The organism is Saccharopolyspora sp. NPDC047091, assembly GCF_040643635.1.
GTDB lineage: Bacteria > Actinomycetota > Actinomycetes > Mycobacteriales > Pseudonocardiaceae > Saccharopolyspora_C.
Genome location: NZ_JBEYUS010000028.1, coordinates 18,208 through 40,694 on the forward strand (window position 1 = coordinate 18,208; position 22,487 = coordinate 40,694).

Annotated in this window: 22 protein-coding genes; 21 read left to right on the forward strand and 1 reads right to left on the reverse strand. The window is 72.6% G+C overall.

Going from position 1 to position 22,487, the window contains the following annotated elements:
- Positions 1 to 38: 38 nt before the first annotated feature.
- The 21 genes from ftsY (at position 39) to whiG (ending at position 21,696) form a co-directional block, all read left to right on the forward strand.
- Positions 39 to 1,580: a signal recognition particle-docking protein FtsY gene (gene ftsY / locus ABZ805_RS14600; protein ID WP_358439519.1), complete on the forward strand. Its 1,542-nt coding sequence runs from the start codon at positions 39 to 41 to the stop codon at positions 1,578 to 1,580.
- Positions 1,581 to 1,956: 376 nt separating this feature from the next.
- Entirely contained in the window at positions 1,957 to 3,294 is a 1,338-nt protein-coding gene (locus ABZ805_RS14605) for an ammonium transporter (protein WP_358439522.1), read from the forward strand.
- The gene (locus ABZ805_RS14610; protein WP_358439525.1) at positions 3,291 to 3,629 is read left to right on the forward strand and encodes a P-II family nitrogen regulator; all 339 of its coding nucleotides are present in this window, start codon (positions 3,291 to 3,293) and stop codon (positions 3,627 to 3,629) included. Before ABZ805_RS14605 ends, ABZ805_RS14610 begins: the two co-directional genes overlap by 4 nt.
- A gap of 517 nt (positions 3,630 to 4,146) precedes the next feature.
- Positions 4,147 to 4,731, forward strand: a complete 585-nt coding sequence (locus tag ABZ805_RS14615; RefSeq protein ID WP_358439527.1) for an AAA family ATPase — start codon at positions 4,147 to 4,149, stop codon at positions 4,729 to 4,731.
- A gap of 330 nt (positions 4,732 to 5,061) precedes the next feature.
- The gene (locus ABZ805_RS14620) at positions 5,062 to 7,029 is read left to right on the forward strand and encodes a DEAD/DEAH box helicase (RefSeq protein WP_358439530.1); all 1,968 of its coding nucleotides are present in this window, start codon (positions 5,062 to 5,064) and stop codon (positions 7,027 to 7,029) included.
- A 171-nt stretch (positions 7,030 to 7,200) separates the two neighbouring features.
- A complete protein-coding gene (gene ffh, locus ABZ805_RS14625) occupies positions 7,201 to 8,778 on the forward strand; it encodes a signal recognition particle protein (RefSeq protein ID WP_358439533.1) in 1,578 nt (525 codons plus the stop codon).
- Complete coding sequence (locus ABZ805_RS14630) at positions 8,775 to 9,851, forward strand: amidohydrolase family protein (protein WP_358439537.1); 1,077 nt, start codon at positions 8,775 to 8,777, stop codon at positions 9,849 to 9,851. The genes ffh and ABZ805_RS14630 overlap by 4 nt, the downstream gene beginning before the upstream one ends.
- A 159-nt stretch (positions 9,852 to 10,010) precedes the next feature.
- Positions 10,011 to 10,802: a type II CAAX endopeptidase family protein gene (locus ABZ805_RS14635; RefSeq protein WP_358439540.1), complete on the forward strand. Its 792-nt coding sequence runs from the start codon at positions 10,011 to 10,013 to the stop codon at positions 10,800 to 10,802.
- Between the two features lie 326 nt (positions 10,803 to 11,128).
- Positions 11,129 to 11,572 (forward strand): 30S ribosomal protein S16, encoded by a 444-nt coding sequence (gene rpsP / locus ABZ805_RS14640; RefSeq protein ID WP_358439543.1) that lies wholly within the window; start codon positions 11,129 to 11,131, stop codon positions 11,570 to 11,572.
- The gene (locus ABZ805_RS14645) at positions 11,569 to 11,808 is read left to right on the forward strand and encodes an RNA-binding protein (protein ID WP_184481725.1); all 240 of its coding nucleotides are present in this window, start codon (positions 11,569 to 11,571) and stop codon (positions 11,806 to 11,808) included. Before rpsP ends, ABZ805_RS14645 begins: the two co-directional genes overlap by 4 nt.
- A gap of 7 nt (positions 11,809 to 11,815) precedes the next feature.
- On the forward strand, positions 11,816 to 12,346 hold the full coding sequence (gene rimM / locus ABZ805_RS14650) for a ribosome maturation factor RimM (RefSeq protein WP_358439547.1): 531 nt from the start codon (positions 11,816 to 11,818) through the stop codon (positions 12,344 to 12,346).
- A 68-nt stretch (positions 12,347 to 12,414) separates the two neighbouring features.
- A complete protein-coding gene (gene trmD / locus ABZ805_RS14655; RefSeq protein WP_358439550.1) occupies positions 12,415 to 13,185 on the forward strand; it encodes a tRNA (guanosine(37)-N1)-methyltransferase TrmD in 771 nt (256 codons plus the stop codon).
- A gap of 208 nt (positions 13,186 to 13,393) precedes the next feature.
- Positions 13,394 to 13,753, forward strand: coding sequence for a 50S ribosomal protein L19 (gene rplS / locus ABZ805_RS14660; RefSeq protein WP_224959983.1), 360 nt, complete (start codon positions 13,394 to 13,396; stop codon positions 13,751 to 13,753).
- Positions 13,754 to 14,039: 286 nt separating this feature from the next.
- The gene (gene lepB, locus ABZ805_RS14665) at positions 14,040 to 14,954 is read left to right on the forward strand and encodes a signal peptidase I (RefSeq protein ID WP_358439553.1); all 915 of its coding nucleotides are present in this window, start codon (positions 14,040 to 14,042) and stop codon (positions 14,952 to 14,954) included.
- Between the two features lie 2 nt (positions 14,955 to 14,956).
- On the forward strand, positions 14,957 to 15,724 hold the full coding sequence (locus ABZ805_RS14670; RefSeq protein WP_358439556.1) for a ribonuclease HII: 768 nt from the start codon (positions 14,957 to 14,959) through the stop codon (positions 15,722 to 15,724).
- A gap of 30 nt (positions 15,725 to 15,754) precedes the next feature.
- Positions 15,755 to 16,081, forward strand: a complete 327-nt coding sequence (locus ABZ805_RS14675) for a DUF2469 domain-containing protein (protein WP_224959986.1) — start codon at positions 15,755 to 15,757, stop codon at positions 16,079 to 16,081.
- A 302-nt stretch (positions 16,082 to 16,383) separates the two neighbouring features.
- Positions 16,384 to 16,797: a YraN family protein gene (locus ABZ805_RS14680; protein WP_358439559.1), complete on the forward strand. Its 414-nt coding sequence runs from the start codon at positions 16,384 to 16,386 to the stop codon at positions 16,795 to 16,797.
- Entirely contained in the window at positions 16,798 to 18,315 is a 1,518-nt protein-coding gene (locus ABZ805_RS14685) for a YifB family Mg chelatase-like AAA ATPase (RefSeq protein ID WP_358439562.1), read from the forward strand.
- Positions 18,316 to 18,412: 97 nt separating this feature from the next.
- Positions 18,413 to 19,558 carry a DNA-processing protein DprA gene (locus ABZ805_RS14690; protein ID WP_358439563.1) on the forward strand — a complete coding sequence of 382 codons (1,146 nt, stop codon included), beginning with the start codon at positions 18,413 to 18,415 and terminating at the stop codon, positions 19,556 to 19,558.
- 91 nt (positions 19,559 to 19,649) lie between these two features.
- The gene (locus ABZ805_RS14695) at positions 19,650 to 20,627 is read left to right on the forward strand and encodes a tyrosine recombinase XerC (RefSeq protein WP_358439565.1); all 978 of its coding nucleotides are present in this window, start codon (positions 19,650 to 19,652) and stop codon (positions 20,625 to 20,627) included.
- Positions 20,602 to 21,696 carry an RNA polymerase sigma factor WhiG gene (whiG, locus tag ABZ805_RS14700; RefSeq protein ID WP_358439567.1) on the forward strand — a complete coding sequence of 365 codons (1,095 nt, stop codon included), beginning with the start codon at positions 20,602 to 20,604 and terminating at the stop codon, positions 21,694 to 21,696. The genes ABZ805_RS14695 and whiG overlap by 26 nt, the downstream gene beginning before the upstream one ends.
- Here the strand turns inward: whiG and ABZ805_RS14705 are convergent.
- On the reverse strand, positions 21,677 to 22,294 hold the full coding sequence (locus tag ABZ805_RS14705; protein WP_358439570.1) for a M23 family metallopeptidase: 618 nt from the start codon (positions 22,292 to 22,294) through the stop codon (positions 21,677 to 21,679). The genes whiG and ABZ805_RS14705 overlap by 20 nt on opposite strands.
- Between the last annotated feature and the right edge of the window lie 193 nt (positions 22,295 to 22,487).

Sequence of the window (22,487 nt, forward strand, 5' to 3'; positions counted from 1 at the left end):
TTGGGGTTGTCCCGCTGCTGCTCCGGGCGGGTGCGAGGATGGGCGCCGTGTCCACCTCGAACCTGATCCTGATCGCCGTTGTCGTCGCCGTGCTGCTCGTGCTGGCCGTGGTCGCCGGCATCGTGCTGGCGCGCAGGCGCCGCATCAGCCTGCGGGAGCAGGAGGCGGAGCGCCCGGCGGTGCAGGGCGGTGGCTACCAGGCGGGTGGTGGTTTCAGCTTCTCCAGCGGTGCGGCGACCGCGCCGCCCGCGGAGGCGGAGCAGCCGGAGCACCCGGTCCGGGAGCGCCCGGAGACCGAGGGGCAGCCCGGGGTCGGTGACGACGCCGCCGAGCCGAGGGACAGCGCGCGCCGCGGCATCGTGGACGTGCCGCTGCCTGCGGAGGGTGAAGTCGAAGCGGAGACCGGCACGCCCCGCGAACAGCCGGCCGACACCACCGGATCCGACACCGACACCGATACCGGTTCGACCGAGACCGACGTCGAACGCGTCCAGGACGGCTCCGGCGGCGGCGCGGTCGTCGCCGACGAGATCCCCGGCGACGACTCGACCGGCACCGCGACCCGCGTGCCCGACCAGGACCGGGTCGAGACCCCGCCGGAACCGGCGCCCGCCGCCGAACCGGTCACCGAGGTCGAGGAGATCGAACCGACCGCGGGCCGACTGGAGCGGTTGCGCGGCAGGCTGTCCCGGTCCCGTTCCACGTTCGGCCAGGGGCTGCTGGGCCTGCTCGGCGCGGGCGACCTGGACGAGGACTCCTGGGAAGAGGTCGAGGACACGCTGCTGCTGGCCGACCTGGGCGCGGCCACCACGACCGAGATCGTGGAGCGGCTGCGCACCGAGATCGCCTCGCGCGGCGTCCGCACCCCCGACGAGGCGCGGGCGCTGCTGCGCGAAGTCCTCATCGACGCGCTGAGCACCGACGCACAGCGCTCGGTGCGCGCCCTGCCGCACGGCGACCCGGCCGACGGCGGCAAGCCTGCGGTGCTGCTGGTCGTCGGCGTCAACGGCACCGGCAAGACCACCACCACCGGCAAGCTGGCGCGGGTGCTGGTCGCCGACGGGCACCAGGTGCTGCTGGGCGCCGCCGACACGTTCCGCGCGGCCGCCGTCGAGCAGCTCGCCACCTGGGGCGAGCGGGTCGGCGCCGAAGTGGTGCGCGGCAACGAGGGCCAGGACCCGGCGAGCGTCGCGTTCGAATCGGTCTCCCGCGCCACCGACAGCGGCGTGGACGCGGTGCTGATCGACACCGCGGGCCGGCTGCACACCAAGACCGGGCTGATGGACGAGCTCGGCAAGGTCAAGCGGGTGGTCGAGAAGCGCGCCCAGGTGGACGAGGTGCTGCTGGTGCTGGACGCCACCACCGGGCAGAACGGGCTGGTGCAGGCCCGGGTGTTCTCCGAGGTCGTGGACGTGACGGGCATCGTGCTCACCAAGCTGGACGGCACCGCGAAGGGCGGCATCGTGTTCCAGGTGCAGCGCGAGCTGGGCGTCCCGGTCAAGCTCGTCGGCCTCGGCGAGGGCCCGGACGACCTGGCCCCCTTCGAACCCGCCGCCTTCGTCGACGCCCTCCTCGGCTGACCCGCGCCACCCGGCGAACGCCGCGGAAACCGACGGCGCGCGGAGCAGGTGCGCCGCCGGGGAACGCTCGTCGCGGACCACTGCCGCCTCCCGGGTTTTCGATCACGCCCGGCCCCGGAGAACACGGACCGATCGAGTCCGGGACGACGACCCGCGCGGCCGCCGCGGACGAGCGCGAGTCCGTCGATCGGGTCGTGGACCGAGCGGGGCGCCCCTGGGTGTCGCCGACCGCAGTCCGCGCGTGACCTGCCGGTGACCGGGGAACGCCGCCGTAACACGAGGACGCGGACAGTTCACGACGGGGAAACGAGCGGACGGATCGCCTGAAACAGGCATTCCCCAGGATGCGCCCAACCGGTTCGCACGGGGAGGCGACGTGAATTCAGGCGATACCGCATGGGTGCTGATCAGCGCCGCGCTGGTGCTGCTCATGACACCAGGGCTGGCTTTCTTCTACGGCGGCATGGTGCGCGCCCGCGGCGTGCTCAACATGATCATGATGAGTCTCGGCGCGATGGGCGTCGTGGGCGTGCTGTGGGTGCTGTTCGGGTACTCGGCCGCGTTCGGCGGGGACCTCGGCGGCCTCGGGCTGCTGGGTGACCCGGTGCAGTTCTTCGGGCTGAGCGGGCTGCTCGGCGAGGACCAGCTGTCCGGGACGATCCCGACGCTGGCGTTCGCCGGTTTCCAGGCCATGTTCGCGATCCTGACGGTCGCGCTGATCTCCGGCGCCATCGCCGACCGGGCCCGCTTCGGCCCGTGGCTGCTGTTCGCGGCGCTGTGGGCGACCGTCGTGTACTTCCCGGTGGCGCACTGGGTGTTCGCGTTCGACGAGACCGACGAGGCGGGGAACGTGACCGCGGTCGGTGGCTGGATCGCGAACCGGCTCGCCGCCATCGACTTCGCGGGCGGTACCGCGGTGCACATCAACGCCGGTGCGGCCGCGCTGGCCCTGGCGCTGGTGCTCGGCAAGCGGGCGGGCTGGCCGAAGGGCACCGGGAAGCCGCACAGCCTGCCGTTCGTGGTGCTCGGCGCCGGGCTGCTCTGGTTCGGCTGGTTCGGGTTCAACGCCGGTTCCGCGCTGGCCGCGGACAACTCGGCCGCGGTGGTGCTGGTGAACACGCTGGTGGCGACGTGCGCGGCGATGCTGGCCTGGCTGCTGGTCGAGCGGCTGCGCGACGGCCACGCCACCACGCTCGGCGCGGCGTCCGGCATCATCGCCGGTCTGGTGGCGATCACCCCGGCCTGCTCGTCGGTGACACCGGTGGGCGCGATCGCGGTCGGCGGGATCACCGGTGCGGTGTGCGCGCTGGCGCTGAGCCTGAAGTACCGGTTCGGCTTCGACGATTCCCTCGACGTGGTCGGCGTGCACCTGGTCGGCGGGCTCGTCGGCACCCTGCTGGTCGGGTTCTTCGCCTCCGATTCGGCGCCGGCCGGGGTGAGCGGGCTGCTCTACGGCGGCGGGTTCGACCAGCTGTGGCGGCAGGCGGTGGGCGCCGTGGTGGTGTTCGCCTACTCGTTCGCGCTGAGCCTGCTGCTGGCCTGGATCGTCAAGGCCACCGTCGGTTTCCGGCTGAGCCCGGAGGACGAGGCGGAGGGCGTCGACGAGACGGAGCACGCCGAATCGGCGTACCACTTCGGCGACGGCCGTTCCGCGCGCCGCCCGGCCGTGCGCACCGACGGTGCCGACCGCGAGTTGGAGGGCAGCAACGCATGAAGCTGGTGACCGCGATCGTCCAGCCCAGCAGGCTGGACGCGCTCAAGGACGAGCTGGGGAAGCTGGGCGTGCTCGGCATGACCGTCAGCGACGTCCAGGGCTACGGCAGGCAGCAGGGCCACACCGAGGTGTACCGCGGCGCCGAGTACGCGGTGGACTTCGTGGAGAAGGTCCGGGTCGAGGTCGTCGTGGACGACACGACGGTGGACGAGGTCGTCGACGGGATCGTGCGCGCCGCCCGCACCGGCAAGGTCGGTGACGGCAAGGTGTGGGTCACCGCCGTGGACTCCGTGGTGCGGGTCCGGACCGGGGAGACCGGGGTGGCGGCGATCTGACACCGGGCGAGCACCGTCCTGCAGCCGGGCGTGGACCACGCGGTCCACGCCCGGCTTCGTGCGTCGTGCGCCGCCGATGGGATTGCGTAGCTCTACTCAGCGGCACCGCGGGCTCTCACGGTCTTGCCGGGTCCCCGGTCGCGGCAGACTTCAGCGCGTGCCGAGGCCGAGCCGCGAGACCCGCCCGCACCTGGGGGTCGGACGGGAACGGGCGGAACGTGGCCGGGCACGGCTCTGGGGGAGCCGGAACACCGGGGGAACCGCGCCGGAGGGCCGGTGCGCGGAGATGGGGGACGTGGGCCGGGTCGGGGGACTCGGCGCACTTGAGGAGGAAAAGGGAGGGATCCCGGGAGCCGGTGGGGGCCGGGAGGAGCGGGATCCCGTGGGGGTTGGGGTAAGAGGGGGCTGGGGGAAAGGGGAATCCGGGGTGGCCCGCACGAGGGGTAGGGCCACCCCGGATTCCCGCGTCCGCCCGCGCGCCCGCCGCAAGATCCGCTTCGCGTAACCTGGGGACGTCGTGGACATTTCGGACGAGTCCGCCGTGGACGGCGGCCCAGCCCCCGCCCTGCGCGCCCCTCGCCGCGCGCTCGTCGTCCTGGCCGGACTGCCCGGCGCGGGCAAGAGCACCGTGCTGCACAAGCTGGTCGCGCCACCGGGCACGGTGGTGCTGGACTCCGAGCAGGTCCGGGCCCGGCTCCGCGCGCTGCTGCCCGCCGCCGTCCCGTACCGCTGGTACCGGCCGCTGGTGCACGCGCTGCACCGCGCGCGCATCGCCTGGTGCTGCCTGCGCTCCCGCGGCCGCGTCGTCGCCCACGAGCCCTCCACCCGGTCCACCACGCGGCTGATGCTGGTGATGTTCGCGCTGCTCACCGGGCGGCGCCGGATCCTGGTGTGGCTGCACGCCGGACCGGAGGAGGCGCTGGCCGGGCAGCACGCCCGCGGCAGGCTCATCCGGGGCCACTCGTTCCAGCTGCACGTGCACCGCGCGCGCCGGATGCACCGGGCGCTGCTGTCCGGGCGGGCACCGTTCGGCTGGCAGGAAGTGCACCTCTTCACACGAGCGGACGTGACCGGCGGCCTGCGGCTGCTCGGCCCCCGCTGACCTGGCGACGAGGTGAGATTCGTCCCGATAGCACGGGTGGGTTCGCCCGGCCGAACGGTTGATCGCTACCCTGGACGACGACGCGGGGGCAGATTCCGCCGCGTCTGGCTGAGACAGCGAGCTGCGAGTGACTGGCAACAGTGCGTGTGCGTGCCAGGTGTGCGCGGCTTGACATGCGCGAACAGCATCGCCCGCCCTTGGAGACGGCGACGGCGGAGCTGTGTTCGGACCTGACTGTTGCGATCGCCGCGTGCAGTGGACGTCGGTGCAGGGCCGTGACGCATTCCGGTTCAGCCCTGGCGACCACTACCGAGGAGATCCGCTACACCCATGCCCCAAATCGATCAAGCAGTTTCCGGTGGGCTTCTGACCGGCGACGCGAGCTCCGAGCTGCCCGCCGCCGACCTGAACGGCGAGCAGGCGGTCACCGCCGCGGTCGAGTCCGTCGAATCCGCGCTCGCCGAGCAGGCCCCGGCCGCCACCGAGCAGCCCGCCGCCGAGCAGCCCGCCGCCGAGCAGGCTCCGGTCGAGCAGGCCCCCGCCGAGGAGAGCACCGAGCCGTCCGGGCCGTCCGGTTTCGACGCGCTCGCGCTGGACCCGCTGGTCCGCAAGGTCCTCGTCGAGCTCGGCTACGAGACGCCGTCGCCGATCCAGGAGCAGACCATCCCGCCGCTGCTGGAAGGCCGCGACGTGATGGGCCTGGCCCAGACCGGCACCGGCAAGACGGCCGCGTTCGCGCTGCCGATCCTCACCAACCTCGACCTGGACGCGCCCGGCCCGCAGGCCCTGGTGCTCGCCCCGACCCGCGAGCTGGCCATCCAGGTCGCCGAGGCGTTCCAGCGCTACGCCAAGCACCTGCCGGGCTTCAACGTGCTGCCGATCTACGGCGGCCAGAGCTACGGCCCGCAGCTGGCCGGGCTCAAGCGCGGCGCGCACGTCGTCGTCGGCACCCCGGGCCGGCTCATCGACCACCTGGACAAGGGGTCGCTGAACCTGCGCAACCTCAAGCACCTGGTGCTCGACGAGGCCGACGAGATGCTGCGGATGGGCTTCATCGAGGACGTCGAGCGCATCCTGCAGTCGGTGCCCGCGCAGCGGCAGGTCGCGCTGTTCTCCGCGACTATGCCCGGCGCGATCCGCAAGATCAGCCAGTCTTACCTGCGCGAGCCGGTGGAGATCTCGGTCAAGACCAAGACCTCCACGGCCACCAACATCACCCAGAAGTACGTGCCGGTGCGCGGCCCGTACAAGCTGGACGCGCTGACCCGCATCCTCGAAGTGCAGACCTTCGACGCGATGATCGTGTTCGCCCGCACCAAGCAGATCACCGAAGAGCTCGCCGAGAAGCTCAAGGCGCGCGGCTTCAACGCCGCCGCGATCAACGGTGACGTGCCGCAGGCGCAGCGCGAGCGCACCATCGGGCACCTGCGCGAAGGCCGCATCGACATCCTGGTGGCCACCGACGTCGCGGCCCGCGGGCTCGACGTGGAGCGCATCTCGCACGTGCTGAACTACGACATCCCGCACGACAGCGAGTCGTACGTGCACCGCATCGGCCGCACCGGCCGCGCCGGGCGCAGCGGCGAGGCGATCCTGTTCGTCTCCCCGCGCGAGCGGCACATGCTGCGCTCCATCGAGAAGGCCACCCGGCAGTCCATCGAGCAGATGGACCTGCCGAGCGTGAACGACGTGAACGACCAGCGCCTCGCCCGCTTCGCCCAGGGGATCACCGACACCCTGGAGAAGGGCGGCCTGGAGCTGTTCCACAACCTCGTGCAGGAGTACGAGCGCACCCACGACGTGCCCGCCGCGGAGATCGCCGCCGCGCTGGCCGGCATGGTGCAGGGCGACCGCCCGCTGCTGCTGGAGCCGGAGCCGCAGGACAACCGCAGGCACCGCGAAGGCGGCTACGAGCCGGCCGGGACCGACACCGACACCTACCGGGTCGAGGTCGGCCGCCGCAACCGCGTCACGCCGAGCGCCCTGGTCGGCGCGCTGGCCAACGAGGGCGGCCTGCACAGCAAGCACATCGGGCACATCGACATCCGGGCCGAGCACACGCTCATCGAGCTGCCCGCGAACCTGCCCGAGGACATGCTGCGCAAGCTCAGCAAGACCCAGGTCGCCGGGCGCGGCCTGCGGATCACCCGCGCCGACGGCGAGGTCCTGGCGCGGCGCGGTCCGCGTCCGAGCCGGGACAAGCCGCGCCCGCACCGCAAGGGCGGCCCGCGCGCCCCGCAGCAGGGCGGCCGTCCCGGCGGCGGCTACGGCAAGCGCCCCAGCCGCGACCGCACCTGATGACGAGGGCGGCGCGGTCTCCCGGTGGAGGCCGCGCCGCCCGCTCGTCCGCCCCGCGCCCGCCGCTCGGACGCGGGCACCTGCCCGGCGGTCGCCTCCGGCGATTCCGGGTGCGGTTACCCTCGACCAGGTACTCAGGTACATCATTCGACTCAGGAGCGGCGAGAACCCGTGTTCGACACCCTTAGCGACCGGCTCACCTCGGTTCTGCAGAACCTGCGCGGCAAGGGCCGGCTCTCGGACGCCGACATCGACGCCACGGCGCGCGAGATCCGCATCGCCCTGCTGGAAGCGGACGTGGCGCTGCCGGTGGTGCGCGCGTTCATCTCGGGTGTCAAGGATCGCGCGAAGGGTGCCGAGGTCTCCGGCGCGCTCAACCCCGCCCAGCAGGTCGTCAAGATCGTCAACGAGGAGCTCGTCGGCATCCTCGGCGGCGAGACCCGCAGGCTGGAGCACGCGAAGAACCCGCCCACGGTGATCCTGCTCGCCGGTCTGCAGGGCTCCGGCAAGACCACCCTGTCCGGGAAGCTCGCCAAGTGGCTCTCCGGCCAGGGACACACCCCGATGCTGGTGGCCTGCGACCTGCAGCGCCCCAACGCGGTCACCCAGCTCCAGGTCGTCGGCGAGCGCGCGGGCATTCCGGTGTTCGCGCCGGAACCGGGCAACGGCACCGGTGACCCGGTGGACGTGGCCCGGCGCAGCCTCGACGAGGCGAAGCGCGCGCAGCACGACGTGGTCATCGTCGACACCGCGGGCCGCCTCGGCGTGGACGAGGAGATGATGCGCCAGGCCGCGGACATCCGGGACGCCGTCCAGCCGGACGAGGTCCTGTTCGTGGTCGACGCGATGATCGGCCAGGACGCGGTGTCGACCGCGGAGGCCTTCCGGGACGGTGTCGGCTTCTCGGGCGTGGTGCTCACCAAGCTCGACGGCGACGCCCGCGGTGGTGCCGCGCTGTCGGTGCGGCACGTGACCGGCCAGCCGATCATGTTCGCCTCCAACGGGGAGAAGCTGGAGGACTTCGACGTCTTCCACCCCGACCGGATGGCGAGCCGCATCCTCGGCATGGGCGACATGCTCACCCTCATCGAGCAGGCCGAGCAGGCGTTCGACGCCGACCAGGCCGAGCAGGCCGCGCAGAAGCTCGGCTCCGGGCAGCTCACCCTCGAGGACTTCCTCGAGCAGATGCAGGCGGTCCGCCGGATGGGTCCGCTGCAGAACCTGCTGGGCATGCTGCCGGGTGCGAACCAGATGAAGGACCAGCTCGCCAACTTCGACGAGAAGCACCTGGACCGGGTGCAGGCGATCATCCACGGCATGACGCCCGCCGAGCGCACCGACCCGAAGATCATCAACGCCTCGCGGCGGCAGCGCATCGCCAAGGGCTCCGGCGTCAGCGTCAGCGACATCAACGACCTGGTGAACCGCTTCTTCGAAGCCCGCAAGATGATGCAGCAGATGGCCGGCCAGTTCGGCGGCTTCGGCGGCGGCGGGGGCGGCAAGAAGGGCAAGAAGGGCAAGGGCAAGAACCGCAAGGGCAAGGCCAAGGGGCCGACCCCGCCGAAGGGCATGCGCGGCATGCCCGGCGGATTCCCCGGCCTGCCGCCGGGCGGGTTCCCCGGCGGGATGCCCGGTGGTGGAGCGCCCGGTGCCGCCCCGGACACCTCCCAGTTGCAGGGCGGGCTCAACGAGCTCCCGCCCGGGTTCGACCCCTCCAAGCTGAACTTCGGCGGCAAGAAGAAGAAATGAGCGCGCCGCTGCACCTGCGCGGCGTGCTGCTGCCCGAGGGCGAAGCCGGTGAGCTCTGGATCGGCGACGGCCTGATCAGCCGCGCGCCGCTGCCCGGCGCGACCACCGTGTTCGACGGCGGCTACCTGCTGCCCGGGCTCGTCGACGCGCACTGCCACGTCGGCATCGGCCCGAACGGCCCGGTCGACCTGGAGGTCGCCGCGCAGCAGGCCGAGACCGACCGGGACGCGGGCACCCTGCTCATCCGCGACTGCGGCGCGCCGATCGACACCCGGCCGTTGCAGGAGCGCGCCGACCTGCCGCGCATCATCCGCGCGGGCAGGCACCTGGCGAAGCCGAAGCGCTACATCCCGTACCTCGCCGACCAGCTGGAGCACGAGTCCCAGCTGCCCGCTGCCGTCGCCGAGCAGGCCGCCTACGGCGACGGCTGGGTGAAGCTCGTCGGCGACTGGATCGACCGCGCCGCGGGCGATCTCACTCCGCTGTGGAGCGCGGACGTGCTGGCCGAGGCGATCGCCGTCGCCCACGAGCACGGCGCCCGCGTCACCGCGCACGTGTTCGGCGAGGACGCGCTGCCCGGGCTGCTCGCCGCGGGCATCGACTGCATCGAGCACGGCACCGGCCTCACCGACGACACCGTCGAGCTGATGGCCCGGCACGGCACCGCGCTGGTGCCGACGCTGGTGAACATCGAGAACTTCCCGTCGTTCGCCGCGGCGGCCACCAAGTACCCGGACTACGCGAGCCACATGACCGCCCTCTACGACCGCGGCGACGCCACCGTCGCCAAGGCGGTCGAGGCGGGCGTCCCGGTGTACGCGGGCACCGACGCGGGCGGCGGCATCGAGCACGGCGTGCTCGTCGACGAGATCCGCGCACTGCACCGCGTCGGCATGTCCGCGGAGCAGGCGCTGGGCGCGGCGTCCTGGGCCGCCCGCGCGTGGCTCGGCCACGGTGGACTGGAGCACGGCGCGGTCGCCGACCTGGTCTGCTACGACACCGATCCGCGCGCGGACCTCGGCGCGCTGCGCCATCCCCGCCGCATCGTGCTGCGGGGCGCCGTCGTCACCTGATCGACGGTCCACCACGTCCGAAAGCGGATGTGGGGTGGTGAAAGACGAAGGTAATCTGGCGTTTCCGCCGGACATTCGGCGTGCTGGGAACACCCGTGGTCGAGCGGCGGGGATACCGGGCACGCCCCGGAACGCCGCTCGTTCGAGACGGAGGCGCCCGTGCAGGTACCGCAGCCCGAGCCAGCTGAAGGCGTTTCCGCCCAGGACGGGGGAACCGGGACCGCGACCGAAGTCCCCACCCCGCCCGCCGCGCGCGACCACAGATGGGGCTTCGGCGCGTTCTTCCTGGCCGAGGCGGTGTTCCTCATCGCATCGGCGATGCTGATGGCGCTGTTCGGGGACCCGCGGCAGAGCGAGTGGTTCTCGGCGGCGCTGGTGTGCATGCTGATGCTCCCGACGCTGGTGTCGGCCGCCGTAGCGGTGGCGATCACCCTGCTGCGCGGCAACGGTCCGCGGCTGGACTTCGGGTTGTACTGGCGGTGGGAGGACGTCAAGGCGGGCTTCGGCATCGGACTGGTCGGGCTGCTCAGCACCACCATCGCCTCGACGATCTGGATCAGGTGGGTGGGGCCGGAGAACGCCACCTCCGCGGTCAGCACCCTGCTCGACGGGGTGGAGCTGTCGCCGTCGCTGGCAGTGCTGATCTTCCTGCACGTGTGGCTGATCGCCCCGGTGTGCGAGGAGGTGCTGTACCGCGGGCTGCTGTGGGGCGCCATGGAGCGGTTGCGGTGGAGCCGGATCAGCGCGTTCGTGCTCAGCACCGCCGTGTTCGCCATCGGGCACCTGGAGCCGGAGCGCACCTGGCTGCTGCTGATCATCGCGATCCCGATCGGGATCGCCCGGATGCGCACCGGCAGGCTCACCGCGAGCGTGGTCGCCCACCAGGTGAACAACTTCCTGCCTGCGCTGGGACTCCTGCTCATCTCCCTCGGCGTGATCACACCGACGTGACTTCGCTCCGCTGCTGGTGCGAAGCGGTGGGTGGCGGAACCTCAGCGGTTTCCTCGCTGGCAGGAGACGGACGCTGCCCGCTGCTCAGTTGCTTCGCCGCTGACGGGAGGCGGGCACCGGCCGCTGCGCAGGCGTGATGCGGGTGCTGGGAGGGACCTGCTGCGGGGCGGGGCGGGGCATCTGGCAGAATAAGCGCCTGTTCGCTGCGAGTCGGTCCCTCTCACCGTCCGCGGCCATCGACGTATGAGCCATCCACTCCGTATTTCCCCACACGGCTTGGTTCGCTCGCCCGAGCACGAACGAGAGTCTGAGGAGCACCAGCACCCGTGGCTGTGAAGATCAAGCTGGCCCGTATCGGTAAGATCCGGGAGCCGCACTACCGCATCGTCGTCGCCGACTCGCGCACCCGCCGCAACGGCCGGGCGATCGAGACCATCGGTCAGTACCACCCGATGGACAACCCGAGCCGCATCATCGTCGACTCCGAGCGCGCGCAGCACTGGCTGAGCGTCGGCGCGCAGCCGACCGAGCCGGTGCAGGCCATCCTCGAGGTCACCGGTGACTGGCAGAAGCACAAGGGCCTGCCGGGCGCCGAGGGCACCCTGAAGGTCGCCGAGCCGAAGCCGAGCAAGGAAGAGCTGTTCGCCGCCGCTCTCGCCGCCGCCGGTGAGGACACCGTCGCCGAGGCCACCACGCCCAAGAAGAAGGGCGGCAAGAAGGCCGAGGCCGAGGCCGCTGAGGAGCAGAAGTCCGAGGACGGCCAGGCGTGACGGTCCTCGCGGACGCGCTCGAACACCTGGTGCGCGGCATCGTCGACAACCCCGACGATGTCCGCGTCCAACTCCTCACCACCCGGCGGGGCCGCACCCTGGAAGTCCACGTGAACCCGGACGACCTGGGCAAGGTCATCGGCCGCGGTGGCCGCACGGCGACCTCGCTGCGCACCGTGATCTCCGGGATCGGCGGGCGCGGCATCCGGGTCGACGTGGTCGACACCGATCGATGAGGACGGCATGACCGGTCCGGCACTGGCCGTGGGCAGAGTCGCGAAGACGCACGGCGTGCGCGGCGAAGTCGTCGTCGACGTGCGCACCGACAGCCCCGAACTGCGGTTCGCGCCGGGCGCGGTGCTCGGCGTCCAGCGGCGCGGCAAGCCCGGATCGGACACGCTCACCGTGACAGCCGCCCGGCCCCACGCCGGGCGGCTGCTGGTGCGCTTCGAGTCGGTGGACGACATGGACGCGGCCGAGCAGCTGCGCGGCGTCACGCTGACCGTGCGCACCGACGAACTCGCGCCGACCGACGACCCGGACGAGTTCCACGACCACCAGCTGGAAGGTCTGCGGGTGGTGCTGACGACCGGTGACGAGGTCGGCGTGGTGCGCGAAGTGCTGCACACGCCCGGCGGCGAACTGCTCTCGGTGCGCACCGCTGACGACGTGGAACGGCTCGTCCCGTTCGTCACCGAGATCGTGCCCGAGATCGACCTCGAGGCCGGGCGTGTCGTCATCGACCCGCCCGAGGGCCTGCTCGGCGACGACTGATCCGTCGCCCCTCCGGCACGTTGCTCTCCCGGCCCCGCGCCGGAACTTCCCGCTCGAAGGGCCACCCGTTGCGCATCGACGTCGTCACGATCTTCCCCGAATACCTGGCTCCGCTGCGCGCCGCGCTGCTGGGCAAGGCCATCGAGCGGGAGAAGATCTCCGTCGGCGTGCACGACCTGCGCGACTGGACGCACGACGTCCACCGCGCGGTGGACGACAGCCCGTACGGGGGCGGCCCGGGCATGGTGATGAAGCCCGACGTGTGGGGCGAAGCCCTCGACGAGGTGTGCGGTCCCGGTCCGCAGCTGCCCCGGCTGATCGTGCCCACCCCGGCCGGCCGGCCGTTCACCCAGCGCACCGCCGTCCGCTGGTCCGCGGAACCGTGGCTGGTGTTCGCCTGCGGCCGCTACGAGGGCATCGACGAGCGGGTGGTCGACGAGGCGGCATCGCGGATGCCGGTCGAAGAGGTCTCCATCGGCGACTACGTGCTGGTCGGCGGCGAGGTCGCCACCCTGACGATGGTCGAGGCGGTGGCCCGGCTGCTCCCCGGCGTGCTGGGCAATCCGGCCTCGGCCGAGCAGGACTCGTTCTCCGACGGCCTGCTGGAAGGCCCCAGCTACACCCGGCCCGAGGTGTGGCGGGACCGGCCGGTGCCGGACGTGCTGCGCTCCGGGAACCACGCCGCCATCGCCCGCTGGCGCCGTGACCAGGCGCTGGACCGGACCTACCACCGGCGACCCGACCTGCTGGAACGGTTGCCCGCCGAGGCGCTGGACAAGAAGGACCGCGCGCGGCTGGACGCCTTGCGCGCCGACGACTCCGGGGACGCCTCGGACTGACCGGGCCCAGGCGTGCGGGTGCCGTTCCGCGGGGTCGGTTGCGGCGCCTGCCTGCGCGTCTGGCACACTTGACGGGTTGCCGCAGCCGGGTTCCGTCTCGGCGCGCACATCGCAAGCCAACCCCGTGTCAGGCGGCGGCCGCGGTTAAGTCCGGGCCACGATCCGCGAATGCACGGGTGCCTACGACACGGATGAGGACGGACCACCGATGAACACCCTGGACGCTCTGGACGCCCAGTCGCTGCGTTCCGACATTCCGGCCTTCCGGCCTGGCGACACGCTGAAGGTCTACGTCCGCGTCATCGAGGGTTCGCGCGAGCGGAACCAGGTCTTCCAGGGCGTCGTGATCCGCCGCCAGGGCGCGGGCGTCCGCGAGACCTTCACCGTCCGCAAGATCTCCTTCGGTGTCGGCGTGGAGCGCACCTTCCCGGTGCACACCCCCAACATCTCCAAGATCGAGGTCGCCACCCGCGGCCAGGTCCGCCGCGCGAAGCTGTACTACCTGCGCGAGCTGCGCGGCAAGGCCGCCAAGATCAAGGAGAAGCGGGAGCCGATCGCCGCTTCCTGATGCGGACCGCCCGCGACGACGGGCGATTCTTCGGACGACCCGGGTGCCCCGCGCACCCGGGTCGTCCTTTTTGTTGCCCTGCAGGCGAATCGCATGATCCACGATCAGGTGAACGCCGCGGCGGCGCGTGGCACTCCACACTCCCGATCTCGCCGCGGTGATCCCGACCCGGCAGCCCGGAGCGGACGAACGCGCACGTCATGGGCGGGAAGCGCGCCGCGAGCGCCCGCGTCGGCGGGCAGGGGGACTCCGCCGGGGTGCTCCGCGGTTCCAGTAGCCTGACCGCGTGGCCGACGTCATGCGCTCTAACGGACCAGAAGAAGAGCCTCGCGAAGGCGCGGCTGCCGAACATGCCGATGAGGGCGGTCGCCGCTCGCGGGGCGGCCGCTCGCGCGAGCGGAAGGGATCGTTCTGGCGGGAGCTGCCGATCCTGATCGTCACCGCGCTGGTGCTCACGATCCTCATCCAGGCGTTCCTGGCCCGGGTCTACGTGATCCCCTCCCAGTCGATGGAGCAGACGCTGCACGGCTGCGACGGCTGCCAGAACGACCGGGTGCTGGTCGACAAGATCTCCTACCGGTTCACCGACCCCGGCCCCGGCGACGTGGTCGTGTTCCGCGGCCCCGACACCTGGTCGAAGAACGACTTCACCGTCGAGGAGCCCTCGAACCCGGTGGCCGGCTTCATGCAGGGAGCCATGTCGCTGATCGGGTTCGGTTCGCCCGACGAGAAGGACTTCGTCAAGCGGGTCATGGCCACCGGCGGGCAGACCGTCGAGTGCTGCGACGACCAGAACCGCATGATCGTCGACGGGAAGCCGCTGCACGAGCCCTACATCTACTGGGAGCCCGCTCGCGGCGACACGCAGCCCGACTTCGGGCCGGTCACCGTTCCGCCGGGCTACCTGTGGGTGCAGGGCGACAACCGCAACGACTCGAACGACTCCCGCTTCCAGGGCGGGGGCGGCGTCAACGGCGCGGTGCCGGTGGACCACGTGATCGGCAAGGCGCAGTTCATCGTGCTGCCGCCGCAGCGCTGGCAGAGCGTCCGGGAGGACGACCCGCAGGCCGACGCGCTCGGCGCGCCCGCGTGGCAGACCGGGCTCCCCGTGGGCATCGGCTTCGCCGCGGCCTTCCCCGTGCTGTGGACCGGTCGCAAGTTCACCGCCGCCATCCGGCAGCGCCGCCAGGAGCGGCACTGACGGTGGGTGCACGGCTCGCGTCGGCCGGGGCGGGTTGGCGCCCGCCGCGTCCGGTGATCCGCCGCAGCAGCGGGAACTGGGCGTTGCAGAGCGCCCTGGATCGCAGCGGGTTGGGTCCGGTCGCCGGTGTCGACGAGGCGGGGCGCGGTGCCTGCGCGGGTCCGCTGGTGGTCGCGTCCTGCGTCCTTCGACCGGGGGACGCCCGGAAGTTCGAGGGGCTCACCGATTCGAAGGTGTTGACCGAGGCCGAGCGGGAGCGCCTCCACGAGGTGATCGTGCGTCGGGCCGACGCGTTCTCGACGGTGGTCATCGAAGCGGAGGACGTGGACGCGCTCGGCATCCACGTCGCCAACCTGGAAGGCATGCGGCGCGCGGTGGCGCGCCTGCCGGTGCACCCCGGGTACGTGCTCACCGACGGCTTCAAGGTGCAGGGGCTGGGGGCCCCGAGCGTCGCGGTGCTCAAGGGCGACCTGGTCGCCGCCTGCGTGGCGGCGGCCTCGGTGCTGGCGAAGGTCACCAGGGACCACATCATGCGCGACCTGCACGAGCGGTGGCCGCGGTACGGCTTCGCCGGGCACAAGGGCTACTGCACGGCCGACCACACCGCGAGCATGCGCGCGCACGGTCCGAGCCCGGAGCACCGCTGGTCCTACTCGAACGTGGTGGCGGCCGCGCGGTTGCACGGGATGCGTTCGCCGCGCGCGATCACCAGCAAACCCGGTCTGTTCGATGCTTCTGAGGGGGAAGTGGTGGACAATGGGAGAACCTAGGACGAACGACGGGGAAGGGCTCGCACTGCGATGAGCGCCGAGGATCTCGAAAAGTACGAGACCGAGATGGAGCTTCAGCTCTACAAGGAGTACCGCGACATCGTCGGGCAGTTCACCTATGTCGTGGAGACCGAACGGCGCTTCTACCTGGCCAACGCGGTGGACGTGCAGGTCCGGAACTCCGATTCCGAGGTCTACTTCGAGGTGTCCATGTCGGATGCGTGGGTGTGGGACATGTACCGGCCCGCCCGGTTCGTGAAGAACGTCCGGGTGATCACGTTCAAGGACGTGAACGTGGAGGAGCTGGACAAGCCCGACCTCCGGTTGCCGGAGAACGGTCCGTTCGGCGGGAGCTGAGCGCCGGCGGGCGGCGGGGCGCGCGGGACGGGCGCCTCCGGATCCGATGTCTCCGGATCCGATGCCGTCGGGGCTATGTCGCCGGATTCGATGTCGGCTGAACGGGTGATCACCTGCGGGTGGTCACCCGTTCGGCATTTCACGAATGGTGCGCGATAGATCGTTTTCGATGGAGTTGTCCACAGGGCTTCGATCCATCCACAGATTTCCCAATCGGGTCTGGTGGGCCCGGTTCGGCCTGGGCACTGTGGAATGGAGCCCGGCGATCAGCTCCGGGCCCATTCCGAGCCCGGGAGGACATCATGGCGGTGCGCACGCTCGACCACCGGCCGTTGCGCGGCGAACTCTCCGACTTCTCCGAAGGAGGAACGCACGCGCTGGGCCGCGCCGGTGAACGGCTCGCGGCCCGGCACCTGGAAGAACTCGGCGTTGCGGTGCTCGCGCGGAATTGGCGGACCGCGCACGGCGAGCTCGACATCATCGGAACCGACGGGGACCTCGTGGTGTTCTGCGAGGTCAAGACCCGCTCCGGCATCGACTACGGGGCGCCGCTGAACGCGATCGGGCCGAACAAGATCAGGCGGCTGCGGGAACTGGCCAGGGCGTGGCTCGCGGAGCGGCGGCTGGTCGGCTGCCGGGTGCGGTTCGACGTCATCTCCATCCTGTGGCCGCCGAAGGGGCCGATCACCCTCGACCACCTGCCGGGGGTGTTCTGAATGGCGCTGCGGCGGACCTGGGCCGTCGCGCTGTTCGGCGTGGACGGTCGGCTGGTCGAGATCGAAGCGGACGTGCGCCGGGGCGGGCTGCCGAACGTGCAGCTGCTCGGACTGCCGGACACGGCCCTGCAGGAAGCGAAGAACCGGGTGCGCGCCGCCGTGCAGAACTCCCGGGAGGACTGGCCGCAGAGCTGCGTGACGCTGGCGCTCTCGCCGGCCGCGCTGCCGAAGGCCGGGACCTCGTACGACCTGGCGCTGGCCTGCGCGGTGCTGGCGGGCGCCGAGCAGGTCCCGCCGCAGCTGCTCGAGGGCACGGTGCTGTTCGGCGAACTGGCGCTGGACGGCAGGCTCCGATCGGTGCGCGGGCTGCTGCCCGCGCTGCTGGCGGCCCGGCGGGAAGGGGTGCGGCGGGCCGTCGTGCCGGTGGCGGGCCTGGCCGAAGGGCAGCTGGTGGACGGGCTGGAGGTGCTGGGCGCGCACGACCTCGCCGAGGTCGTCCGCTGGCTGCGCGGGCAGGCGGAGCTCGTGGACCACCCGGCGGAGTCGGCCACCGGGCCCGCCGTCGCCGCGGAGGACCTGGTGGACGTGCTGGGGCAGCCGGAGGCGCGGTGGGCGCTGGAGGTGGCCGCCGCGGGCGGGCACCACCTGCTGCTGGTCGGGCCGCCGGGTACCGGCAAGACGATGCTGGCGCGGCGGTTGGGCGGGTTGCTGCCGGACCTGACCCGGCAGGAGGCGCTGGAGGTCACCGCGATCCACTCGGTCGCCGGTGAGCTCGTCGGCGACGCCCCGCTGGTGGCCGCCCCGCCGTTCGTGGCGCCGCACCACTCCACGTCGGTGCCCGGCTTGATCGGCGGTGGATCGGGGCTCGCGCGACCGGGTGCGGTCAGCCGGGCGCACCGCGGCACGCTGTTCCTGGACGAGGCCTGCGAGTTCGGGCCGCAGCGGCTCGAAGCGCTGCGCACCGCGCTGGAGGAGGGCGAGGTCCGGTTGTCCCGGCGGGACGGCACGTTGCGCTACCCGGCGCGGTTCCAGCTGGTGCTGGCCACGAATCCGTGCCCGTGCGCCCCGGCGAGGGACGCCGACTGCCACTGCGCGCCGCAGGCGCGGCGCCGCTACTTCGGCAAGTTGTCCGGCCCGTTGCTGGACCGGGTCGACCTGCGGGTGGACATGCGCCCGGTCACCGCGATGACGATGCGCGGTGGTGCGCCACCGGAGTCGTCGGAGGAGGTGCGGGCTCGGGTGTCGCGCGCGCGGTCGGTCGCCGCCGAGCGGTGGTCGGCGCGCGGGTGGCGGACCAACGGAGAGGTGCCGGGGCCGGTGCTGCGCCGCGAATTCGGCTTGCCGGGCAAGGTGACCGCGCTGCTGGACCGCGGCCTGGACGCCGGTGCGGTCACCGCGCGCGGTGCCGATCGGTGCCTGCGGGTGGCGTGGACGCTGGCCGATCTGGACGGGCGGGAGCGGCCCGAGGCCGAGCACGTGGCCGCGGCGCTGGCGTTCCGGGAACGGAGGCCGGCATGAACGGCTCGGTGCAAGTGGTGCGGACGTTGCACATCGATCGAGCACGGTGCGTTGATTCCGCGCCTGCGGCGGAATTCCGCGGCGAGCGAGGTGTCCGATGACCGGCACGACGCGGGACGAGCGGCTCCGGGCGGCGCGCGCGTACCTCGCGGCGGTCGCCGAACCACCGGCACCCGCGCTGGCCGGATGCGTCGCCGAGCACGGCCCGATCAAGGTCGCCGACCTGGTGCGGCGCGGCGCCGCACCCGGAGCGGTGGCCGACGAGGTGGAGGCCCGCCGCGAGCACGTCTCCGGCGCCGAACTCCTCGCGGCCACCCGGAGCGCCGGGGCCCGGCTGCTGATCCCGGAGGACCCGGACTGGCCCGCGGAGCGGTTCGCACTGCTGACCGGAGCGGCCGAGATCGGGATTCCGGGCTTGGCCGCGCCGCTGGCCCTGTGGGTGCGGGGTCGGGCGGCACTCGGCCCGGCGCTGGCGTCCTCGGTGGCCGTGGTCGGGGCGCGGGCGGCCACCGGCTACGGCGAGCACTTGGCGGCGGAGCTCGGGCACGGCCTCGCCTCGTCCGGGGTCGCCGTGGTCTCCGGCGCGGCCTACGGGATCGACGGCGCGGCGCACCGCGGCGCGCTGGCGGCGGGCGGCACCACCGTCGCCTTCCTGGCGTGCGGCATCGACGTCGACTACCCGGCCGGGCACGGACGGCTGTTGCGGACGATCGCCGAGCAGGGACTGGTGGCCACCGAGTACGCGCCGGGCACGACACCCCGACGGCACCGGTTCCTGGTGCGCAACCGGCTGATCGCCGCGAGCGGGCACGGCACCGTCGTCGTGGAGGCGGGGGCGCGCAGCGGGGCGGGCAACACCGCCAACACCACCGATGCGCTGGGGCTTCCGCTGATGGCGGTGCCGGGGCCGGTGACCTCCGCGAGCTCGGTGGGGTGCCACGACATGGTCCGCGCGGGCAAGGCGGTGCTGGTGACCTCCGCGGCCCAGGTGCTCGAAATGATCAATCCGCTCGGCTCGGCGCCACCGGTCGACCCGGTGGCCGTGGCGCGTCCCACCGATGCGCTGGAGCCGCGCGCACGGCGACTGCACGATGCGGTTCTTGCTTGCATCGGCGCCGATGCCGGCAGGCTGGCGCGCGAGTGCGGATTGCCGCTGCGCACGGTGCGCGCACTGCTGCCGGAACTGGAACTGGCCGGGCTGGTCGAGCGGAAGGAGGGCGGCTGGATCGCGACCGGCGGATGAACGGTCCGCGATCCGCGCGCGGCGCCGATGGGAGCGTGTTCACGGCGTGGCCCCCTTGACCGGACCCCGTCCAGAAGCGAGCGTTTGCGTTATGGAACGCACACGGTCCGGCACGACCGCGAGAACCGACCTGCGGGCGGCTCGGGCGGCGTTGCCCGCCGAGCTGGGCGATGCCGTGGACCGGTTCCAGCGGCATCTCGCCGCCGAGCGCGGTCTTTCGGAGCACACCGTGCGGGCCTACCTCGGAGACGTGACCTCGCTGCTGGCCGGCGTCACCGCGCACGCCGGCCCCGGCGCGGGCCTGGACGCGGTGACCCTGCCCGCGCTGCGGTCCTGGCTCGCCGGGCAGCACGCCCAGGGCAGCAGCCGGGCGACGCTGGCCCGCCGGGCGGCGTCCGTGCGGACCTTCACCGCTTGGGCGCACCGCACCGGCCTGCTGGCCGCGGACCCGGGGCCGCGGCTGGCCGCCCCGGGCAAGCACCGCTCGCTGCCCGCGGTGCTGCGCGCCGACCAGGCCGATTCGGCGATGGCGGCCTCGGCGGCCGGTGCCGAGCAGGGCGACCCGGTCGCGCTGCGCGACCACGCACTGCTGGAACTCCTGTACGCGAGTGGCGTCAGGGTCGCGGAGCTGTGCGGTCTCGATCTCGATGACCTCGATCGCGAGCGCAGGCTGCTGCGGGTGCTGGGCAAGGGCAGGCGGGAACGAGCCGTGCCGTTCGGCGTACCAGCCGATGCGGCACTGGAACGGTGGCTGTCGGCGGGACGGCCCGCGCTGTGCACCGACCGGTCCGGGCCCGCGGTCTTCCTCGGCGCCCGCGGCGGGAGGTTGGACCAGCGCATGGCCCGCCGGGTCGTGCACGACGCCGTGCGGTCCGTGCCCGGCGCGGCCGACCTCGGTCCGCACGGGCTGCGTCATTCGGCTGCGACCCATCTGCTCGAAGGAGGAGCAGACCTACGTAGCGTTCAGGAGTTGCTTGGTCACGCTACGCTCGCAACGACCCAGCTTTACACCCACGTGACCGTCGACCGGCTGAAGGCGATTCATGACCGAACCCACCCCCGTTCCTGACGACGCCGGGGGCGGTGCCCGCACCGTGGCCACGGAAGCGACATCGAGATCGACGTCGTCGAGGACGAATCTCCCCGGCGAGCCGACCGCGCAGCGCAGCCGAAACGGCCGTGGCACGGGCTCCGCGACCAACGGCGCGAAGGTCAACGGCAGCCGGCAGTCCGAGGGCGCGGCCGCTTCCGAGCGGGCCGCGTCGCAGCCGGAGCGCGCCACCCGATCCAGGGGCGACCAGGAGGCTGACGCGGCGAAGCCGCCGGTGTCCGCACGCCTGCCGTACCTGGTGCCGGACGACCAGCGCAGCGCCGACGAGGTCGAAGCGGGCATCGTCGCGCTGTGGCAGGCCTTCGGCGAACACCGCGACCAGGGCCTGCGGGACCGCCTGGTGCTGCACTACGCGCCGCTGGTCAAGTACGTCGCGGGCCGGGTCGGCACCGGGCTGCCCTCGCACGTCGAGGTCTCCGACCTGGTGCAGTCCGGGATATTCGGCCTGGTCGACGCGATCGAGAAGTTCGAGCCGGAACGCGGCCTGAAGTTCGAGACTTACGCGATGCAGCGGATCCGGGGCGCCATCCTGGACGACCTGCGCGCGCAGGACTGGGTGCCGCGCTCGGTCCGCAGCCGCGCCCGCGACCTGGAGCGTGCGCTGGAGCGGCTCGAAGCGAAGCTGCAGCGGCACGCCACCGACGTGGAGCTGGCCGACGAGCTCGACGTCTCCGCCGACGAGCTGCACGAGCTGTTCGCGCAGCTGCAGATGACCAGCGTCGTCGCGCTCGACGACCTGATCAGCGTCGGCTGGGGCGGCACCGCTTCACTGGCCGAGACGCTGCCCGACGACCGTGCCGAAGACCCGGTGGCCGCCCTGGTCGACCGGGACAGCCGCAGGCAGCTCGCGGAGGCGGTGGAGCGGCTCAGCGACCGCGACCGGGTCGTGGTCACGCTCTACTACTTCGAGAACCTGACCCTCGCCGAGATCGGCAAGGTCCTCGGAGTCACCGAGTCCCGGGTCTGCCAGCTGCACACCCGCGCGGTCCTGCGGCTGCGCAGCAAGCTCACCGAACCGCAGGGGTGAGCTCGGCGGCCGGGCGGGGCTCGCCGGACCACGGCAGCAACCGGACCTCGCCGCCGCCGAGCAGCAGCAGCGGGTCCAGGTAGCGCCCGCCGCGGAGAGCACCCCAGTGCAGGCAGGCCGGTGCCGCACAACCGGGATGCCCCGGCTCCAGCAGGCCGAGCGGCGTGCCCGCCTCGACCCGCCCGCCGGGCTCGACCAGGGCCCGGACCGGTTCGTAGGTGGTGCGCAACCCACCGGCGTGCTCGACCGACACCAGCGGCCGGCCCGCGACGACACCGGCGAAGCGCACCACGCCGGGCCCGGCGGCGAGCACCACGTCCCCGGGCGCCCCGGCCAGGTCCACGCCCCGGTGGCCGGGACCGTAGGCGGTGGTCGGCGGCTGGAACGGCCGCGACACCGCGGAACCGGGCGACGGCAGGAGGAACCCGGAAGCGCCTCCGGAAGTGCCCGCGGCTTCGACGGGCGGCGGCCGGGGATCGGACGCGGCGGGACCGGCCGCCTCCGCGGAGACCGGCACGACCGCCGGCGGCAGCGATACCGGCAGCGGCGATACCGGCAGCAGCGCCGCCGGCAGCAGCGCCACGGGGATGAGCGCCACGGGGAGCAGCGCATGCAGCAGCGCGAGCGCGGAGGTCCTCCCCGCGTGGCGCGCACGGGCCTGCGCGGAGCGCCCGGCACGTCGGTCACCAGGGCAGGAGCGGAGTTTCCGGGGGAGCGGCAGCATGGTTCAACCCTGACCGGTGCCGTCCGCCGCCGACAGGGTCGATCCGGGAATCTGTGGACGGATCGGC

Excerpts from the sequence above, each read along its gene's own strand:
- ABZ805_RS14610 (WP_358439525.1), top strand. The coding sequence starts at position 3,291 with ATGAAGCTGGTGACCGCGATCGTCCAGCCCAGCAGGCTGGACGCGCTC.
- ABZ805_RS14620 (WP_358439530.1), top strand. The coding sequence starts at position 5,062 with ATGCCCCAAATCGATCAAGCAGTTTCCGGTGGGCTTCTGACCGGCGAC.
- rplS (WP_224959983.1), top strand. The coding sequence starts at position 13,394 with ATGAACACCCTGGACGCTCTGGACGCCCAGTCGCTGCGTTCCGACATT.
- whiG (WP_358439567.1), top strand. The coding sequence starts at position 20,602 with ATGACCGAACCCACCCCCGTTCCTGACGACGCCGGGGGCGGTGCCCGC.
- ABZ805_RS14680 (WP_358439559.1), top strand. The coding sequence starts at position 16,384 with ATGGCGGTGCGCACGCTCGACCACCGGCCGTTGCGCGGCGAACTCTCC.
- ABZ805_RS14695 (WP_358439565.1), top strand. The coding sequence starts at position 19,650 with ATGGAACGCACACGGTCCGGCACGACCGCGAGAACCGACCTGCGGGCG.
- ABZ805_RS14630 (WP_358439537.1), top strand. The coding sequence starts at position 8,775 with ATGAGCGCGCCGCTGCACCTGCGCGGCGTGCTGCTGCCCGAGGGCGAA.
- ABZ805_RS14690 (WP_358439563.1), top strand. The coding sequence starts at position 18,413 with ATGACCGGCACGACGCGGGACGAGCGGCTCCGGGCGGCGCGCGCGTAC.
- ftsY (WP_358439519.1), top strand. The coding sequence starts at position 39 with ATGGGCGCCGTGTCCACCTCGAACCTGATCCTGATCGCCGTTGTCGTC.
- ABZ805_RS14685 (WP_358439562.1), top strand. The coding sequence starts at position 16,798 with ATGGCGCTGCGGCGGACCTGGGCCGTCGCGCTGTTCGGCGTGGACGGT.
- ABZ805_RS14675 (WP_224959986.1), top strand. The coding sequence starts at position 15,755 with ATGAGCGCCGAGGATCTCGAAAAGTACGAGACCGAGATGGAGCTTCAG.
- rimM (WP_358439547.1), top strand. The coding sequence starts at position 11,816 with ATGACCGGTCCGGCACTGGCCGTGGGCAGAGTCGCGAAGACGCACGGC.